This window comes from Trueperaceae bacterium (assembly GCA_036381035.1).
In the GTDB taxonomy this organism is placed as follows: Bacteria; Deinococcota; Deinococci; order Deinococcales; family Trueperaceae; genus DASRWD01.
Genome location: DASVDQ010000015.1, coordinates 1 through 6519, shown reverse-complemented (window position 1 = coordinate 6519; position 6519 = coordinate 1). Strand labels below are relative to the sequence as shown.

The 6519-nt window shown below is 69.2% G+C and carries 4 protein-coding genes; all 4 read right to left on the bottom strand.

Features of this window, described 5'->3' with window-relative positions; translation table 11 throughout:
- Positions 1-953, bottom strand: a 953-nt coding sequence (locus VF202_02170) for a hypothetical protein (protein HEX7038898.1), incomplete at its 3' end; no start/stop codon positions are given.
- Between the two features lies 1 nt (position 954).
- Positions 955-1572: a hypothetical protein gene (locus tag VF202_02165; protein ID HEX7038897.1), complete on the bottom strand. Its 618-nt coding sequence runs from the start codon at positions 1570-1572 to the stop codon at positions 955-957.
- A gap of 1 nt (position 1573) precedes the next feature.
- The gene (locus VF202_02160; protein ID HEX7038896.1) at positions 1574-2023 is read right to left on the bottom strand and encodes a hypothetical protein; all 450 of its coding nucleotides are present in this window, start codon (positions 2021-2023) and stop codon (positions 1574-1576) included.
- 9 nt (positions 2024-2032) lie between these two features.
- On the bottom strand, positions 2033-6481 hold the full coding sequence (locus VF202_02155; protein HEX7038895.1) for a phage tail tape measure protein: 4449 nt from the start codon (positions 6479-6481) through the stop codon (positions 2033-2035).
- Positions 6482-6519 lie beyond the last annotated feature (38 nt).

Sequence of the window (6519 nt, the reverse complement as noted above, 5' to 3'; positions counted from 1 at the left end):
GCGCCGGGCTCCTCGAAATCCACCACCGTCGCGCCGTCCTCATACGTCAACCTGGCGACCGCGCCGGTGAAGTCACCTCCCGGCCAACCCGTGATCGTGTGCTCCCGGTCTGTCGGGTCGAGGATGCCGTTCACGACGACCCGGCGTGGCGTGGCGGCCGGGAGGCGAATCTGCGCCTTGGCGATGCCCTCCAACAACTCCTCGTTCAGGAAGAGCGGGTAGAACTCGTACACCCGCCACGCGCCGCCGGCGCTGGTCGGGTTCGCCTCCGCCCAGATCACCGCGGCTTTCACCAGGTCCTCCGACCTGTTCTCCACGGCGCCGCGCGCATCCCACGTGCTGATGGCGTACATCTCGGTCGGCTCGTCGATCTCGTTCGTCAACTGCATCTCGTACCGCCGGTGCGCGAGGATCCTCTGTTGACCGTCCGGCGGGGGCGTGTAATGCCAGTGCTGCATCAGCACCTGCCGCCCGATGGCGGTGGAGTACGTGCCCGTCAGGCCGTACCTGAGGCGGAACCCGGCGCAGAGGTGAGCGATGCTCGTGTCGCCGAGCATGTACCTGAGGATCATCTGCCCCGCGCCGGTGCCTTCGGCGTACGTGTCCGGGTCGCCGTCCCGCACGGCTGACGGGCTGCCGGGGTTGCTGATGTTCACCGCTTCCGGCTCGGGGATGACGTCGTCCGTCTGTTCGAGGAACGGGTTCACGCCTTCCGGCAACGCGAAGGACTTCACCGCGCCGTACGTCGCGTGCTCGGGCGCCTCGTACTCGTACACGACCGGCTCGGGAACGATATCGAACGTGCCCTCGTTGACGATGCTGGTGCGTTGCTCGACGGGCTCCGCGCCCGCCCGATTACCCGCGATGAGCAACCGCACCTTCGTCACGACATCCTGAGAGTCGATGGGTAGCGGGTGCCACTCCAACACGTCGCTGTAGGCGATGGTGGCCACGCTAGGACGCCTCCTCGTTCACCTCGAAGTGCAACGCCAGGTCGGCGTCCACCCAGATGTTCACGCCGCCCGGCACGGTGGACGCGAGCTCCTCCAGCACGTCCAGTAACGTCGCTTCGGGCTTGTAGAAGATGCTGAGGTCGTACCCCGTACCGGGGAAGTTCTCCTCGCTCACGACGAGCGCGGGATGGGCGTAGAGGCCGCACAGGTCGTACGCGATCACCGCGACGTCCCGACTACCAAGCGCGAACAGCGACTGGCGGTTCAACAGGCGCGGCCCGACGATGCTCTCCCTCAGGAGCTGCTCGAGGCCGACGCATTTGATGCCTTGCAGCGCGTCCGCGTCATCCTCCGCGGGTCCCGCCCCGACGCTGGTGGTGGGTGGGCACGTGACGACCAACGCCGCGCCGATAGCGTGGCCGTCCTCCGCGTACCGGAGGATGCTCCTAGGCGCGGCTTGCAGGAGGTCCTGGCGGGCGGTGAGCTCCATCTGGTTCACCCTCCCGCCCGCATCCACCACCACCTTGACGCTGCCGTCTATGGGGTTCGGGCTCGTCTCGTTCGTGACGGTCTTCACCAGCGACCCCATCGGCGTGTACACCTTGAGTTCCCAAGCCACGCTAGATGGGCCCTATCTGCTTGTCGCCGTTGTCATCCTCGGCGTACAGGGTGGTGGGGATGTACCCGATGGTCGCGCGGATGTCGTTCAAGCCGACGGGTTGCCACGCGGTCACGCCGGTGGACGCGGCGATCTCCCTCGTCACCCCGTCGTACGCGAGCGCAGCGGCGGATTTCAGGGCGGTGAGGAGGTCCGCGAGCCGCTGATGCGCGGTCTTCGTGCTGGTGGGGGTGATGAGCACGTCCAGGGCGGCCTCCCCGACCAACTCCCGCCCGTCACCGAACGCCGTCTGCTCATCCGACTCGTGAGCCTGCGCGCCGCGAACGTTCAGTTTCGCGGCGGCCCTGCCGGGCGCGATCAACGGGAACGACTCGAGCGTCACCCCGTCCGCGTCGAGGATGCTCACCTCCTCGAACGACAAGCTGCCGGGGTCCACGACGACGTTAGCCACAACCCCCTCCTATGCGGCGCGCGCGGCGGCCGCGCTGCCGTTGAAGCGCGTCTGGTTGACGTTCACGGTGACGCCGGCCTCCACGAGGTTCTCCACGAGGCGCGTGACGGCCGAGTCGAACGTCTCCGTGGCGGTCCCGAACCGCGTGATGTTCGCGCCGAGCTCGGGAACCCACGACGGCGCCGCGACCACGGACGCGACCGGCAGGCTGTGGATGCTCGGCGTCAACTCGCTCCGGCCGTCACCGCCGCGTTCCCGCGCGTCACCCGAGCCGGGCAACAGGCCGGAGGGGATGCTGCCGACGAAGATGTCAACGGCTTGCAGGGCTTCCTCGACGGCGGCGGGCAGTTCCGCGGCGAGGAACTGCTTGGCTTCCTCGTACCGCTTCTGGCCGATGAGCTTGGAGAACTGCAGGATCAGCGGCGCGAGGATCGCCTCGACGATGGCGCCTTGCACGAACGCCTGTATCAACGCGCCGAGGAACGCCTCCTTGACGTTGCCCTTCAACGCTTCCCGCCAGTCCTCCTGGCCTTTGAGGGCGGCCATGATGCCGTTCGCGAACGCGGACGCCACGGCGGGCGTGAGGTTGTCCCTGATGGCGCGCGCTGCGGGACTGTCGCCGGTGAAGGCGTCACTGATGCCTTGGATGATGAGCTGCCCGAAACCCAGGGCGGCGGTGGCTAGCGCGCCGAGTCCGGGGATGTCTTTGAGCTGCCCGATGCCCTCCGCGGCGGCGCTGATGAAGCCGCTCACCGCCCCGAACGTGTCACCCGACTGCGCGGCTTTACCGATGCGCGTGGCGCCGTTGAACGCGAGCGTCAACCCGGCGACGATGTCGCTCGCGTCGCCGGCGGCGGTGGCTATCTGTTGAATGCCGTCGATGATGTCAGCGATGCCCGCGGCGATCTCGTTACCCGTCGCGCCCGCCAGGTCACGCAGGGCGGTGGCGAAATCTCGGGTGGTTCCCTCACCCAGGAGCATGACGCCGTTGAGGCGCAGGACGGCCTTGGAGGCTTCCGACAGGCCCGCGAAGCCGTTGGCGCGCAGGTCCTCGAGCGCGAGGCGAAGCTGGAGCTCGTTCAGTTCGCGGCTGAGGCGGGCGACCTCCTCGCTGTTCGCGCCGTAGACGAGGATGGCGTGCTGCAGCCTCGCTCTGAGGAGGTCGACGGTCTCCGCGGCGGATTCGCTCTGTTCCCGCAAGTCCCGCGCGCCGCTCGCGACGCCTCGCATGCCGTCCGCCGCGACGATGCTGGCGGCGGTGAAGTCGTTGAAGACGACGCGGCCGCGGTCCGTCGCGCCGGTCATCTCGCCAAGCTCCGTCCTGGCTTCGACGAGGGCGGCGGCGAGGTCGAGTTGCTCCTGACTGCCGTCCTCCACGGTCGGCAGCAGTTCCTCGATGGTGGTTATCTGGTCGCGGAGGGCTGCGATGACGTCTTGCCTGGTGGCTTGCCCGAGCGCGACCTGCGCGCGCGTGAACTCCACCACCTTGCCTTTCGCGACGTCCAACCGTTCAGCGCGAACCGCCGCGTCGCTTATCTCCCGCCTCACGCGCACCAGCAGCCCGAGGAGGGGCGCGGCGCTTGGGTCGTCACCCAACTCCTGCAGGCGCCTCACGAGGTCCGCCTCGACGCTCTTGAGGGTGTCCACGGAGCCTTCCTCGACGGCTTCGGCTATGCGGCGCGCGAACTCGCGCTGCTCCACCCGCGCGTTCTGCGCCGCCTGCAGGCCGGCGTTGCTGGTGAGGGTGCGGGCGATGCGGTTCGCGGTGTCCTCCGCGTCGGCTTCCATGATGGACAGCACCGCCCTGACCTTCGTCAATAGTCCCGCGAGCGGCGCGGCGGACGGGTCATCCCCCGCCTCGTTCAGGGCGTCGACGATCTGCTGCTCGAGGTCCTTCAGGGCGGGTATGCCGGTGGTGCTGCCGGTGAGGGTGAAGTCCCTGACGGCCTGCTCGATGATGTCGTTCGCGTCCCGCCGCAGGGCGCGCACGCCCGCGCGGGCGTTGAACGCGTCCGCGCGCGCCTGCGCCAACGCCCGGAGGTTCGCTTGGAGGGCGTCGCTGCGGTCGGTGAGCTCGTCGATCTCCCCGCGCACCTGCGCGAGGGTCGCGGCGGCCTCCAGCCACTTGTCGGACCCGACCTGGTACACGCCCAGGAGCGTCACCAGGGCCGCCTCTTGTTCCCTGAGTGCGGGGAGGAGCTTCTGCTGCTCCAGCGCGGCGCGTTGCGTTGCGGGCGCCATGTCGACGAGGGCGCGCGCGACCTTGGTGTTCGCGCCGGCGGCGCGGTCGGCGATCCCGACGTACTCGACGGTGCTGGCCTCGAGGAGGCCGAGGTTACGTAGGGACTGCCGGACGTACTCCTGCTCGGACCTTGACAACTCGCCTTTGACCCTGGCGTCGGCGTCCGCCAGTTGTTGCAGGCGGGCCTTCTCCGCGTCCGGGTCGACGCGCACACCCCCAGGCGCGGCGAGCGCGTCGTGAACGGTTCCGGGTGCCGTCAGGCCGGCGATGACATCCTGCCGCGTGGCGGGCTGGCTGATGAGGCGCTTGAGGCGTTCCTCCTCCACCCCGAGCGCTTCGAGGCGGGCGATGAGGAACTGCACCTCGTCGGATGCGAACGTGAAACCGAACGATTCCGTGAGTTCCTTGATGGCGGCTTCCACGAGCCGCGCGCGGGTCTGCACGGATTCCAGTTGCGCCTCGGTGGTGTTCCCGAACGCGAGCGCGCGCTGCTCGGCGAGCTTGCCGGATTCAGCGAGGTCCGTGAACACGTCCTGCCATGTGCGGGGCGGCTTCGTCGCGCTGACCTCGCGCGTCGTGGCGTTCACCGCCTCCCACGCGATGGCGGCGTCGTCGCTGGAGGCGCGGAACGCTTCGACGGCTTGGTTCGCGGCTATCCACGCGCGCGGGTCCCGCGCGGCCTCCAGCGCCGCCTTCAACTGGCGGGCTTTCGCGATGAGGTCATCCAAGGAGGCACCCACCGCCACGAGGCCCTCCTCCTCGCCTGGGAGGGGCGGGCCGAAGATGGAGTTGTCGCCGCCGAAGTTGATCACGGGACCCACGGGGCCGGGGATGGCCGTGCCGGCCGTCCTCCGACCGCCCGACATGAGGGGCTTCGGGACGAACAACTCCTCGAAAGCCCGCCGCGCCGCCTCCTTCGCCTGCGGCGGCATCAACGGCATACTGTCAAGGAGCCAGTCGAGGAGGAACCTGGCGAGGCCCTCCTCCTCGATGCCTTCGATGATCGGCCGGATGGCTATCTTGACGGCCAGGTCGATGCTCGGCGCGTTCGCGAGCTCATCCAAGTACCGGACGACGTTACTGATGGCGTTGGCGACCTTAGCGATGTCATCAGCGAACGCCGTGGTGAACGTCGCGGCGAGGTCGTCGAGGGCGGCGTTCAATTCGTTCTGCGCGGCGATGAGGTTGTTATCCAGGAACGTGTCCGCGTACTCCTTCGCGGCGCCGTTCGCGTTCCTCAGGCTCGCGGCAAGCGCGTCGCTCTTCTCGCTGTAGTTGAGGATGGCGGTGATGGCCCTGGTGTCGAATATCTCCGCCGCCGCCTGCGCCGCCTCACCGCTCTCCTCCATCGCGGCGCGGAGGTCCCGCAGCACGTCCAGGAGGGGACGCGCCTCACCGTTCACGTCCCTCAGCTTCACGCCCAACCGGTCGAGCGCCGCCTGCGCCGCGCCGGATGGCGCCAGGAGCTGCGCGAGCGTGCTGCGCAGCGCCGTGGCGGCCATGTCCGCCGCAGGCAACCCGGCGTTGTTCAACTCGACGAGGATGCCTGTCACGTCCTCAAGCGCGACGCCCGCCGCCTGCGCGACGGGACCCACGATGCGCAGGCCCTCGGACAGTTCAGCGGCGGTCTCAGCCGCGTTCAGGTCCGCGACGGCGAGCACGTCCGCGACCCTCGCGGCTTCCGTGGTGCCGAGCCGGAACTGCCGCAGGTTCGCGAGGAGCCGCGAGGTGGTGGTGTTCAGGTCCTCACCCGTCACCGCCGCCAACCGCATGCCGGGCACGAGGAGGTCCATCGCGCTGCGCGCATCCAGCCCGGCCTTCACGAGTTCGCTCATGGCGGTGGCGATCTGGCTCCTGCTGAACTGCCGCCCGGCGGCGCCGGCCTGCTCCTGGATGCGCCTGAGGGTCTCATCCAAGCCCGCGGCGTCGAGGTCCTCACCGCCGGCGACCATGACGCGGAGGGAGCGTTGGAACTCCTGCACCTGCGGGATGCCCCTGCGGGTGAGGGTGAAGGCTGCGCCGGCGACGGCGACGATGCCGGCGGTGGCGGCGATGGTGCCGGCGGATACGGCTGCCATGCCGCCGCCGACGAGGCCGAGGCTGTTCGCGGCTATCGCGCCCGCCGGCCCGAACCTGTACATCTGGTTCACCAGCTGCTGCTGAACGCCTAACTGCACCTGCGACGCGAGGCCCAGCCTGGAGATGCGGCCTTCCATCCCGGCGATGGTCGCCTCCGCGGACCGGCCCGCGACGG

Coding starts and splice junctions, on each gene's coding strand:
- VF202_02155 (HEX7038895.1), bottom strand. CDS start 6,481: ATGGAAGGCCGCATCTCCAGGCTGGGCCTCGCGTCGCAGGTGCAGTTA.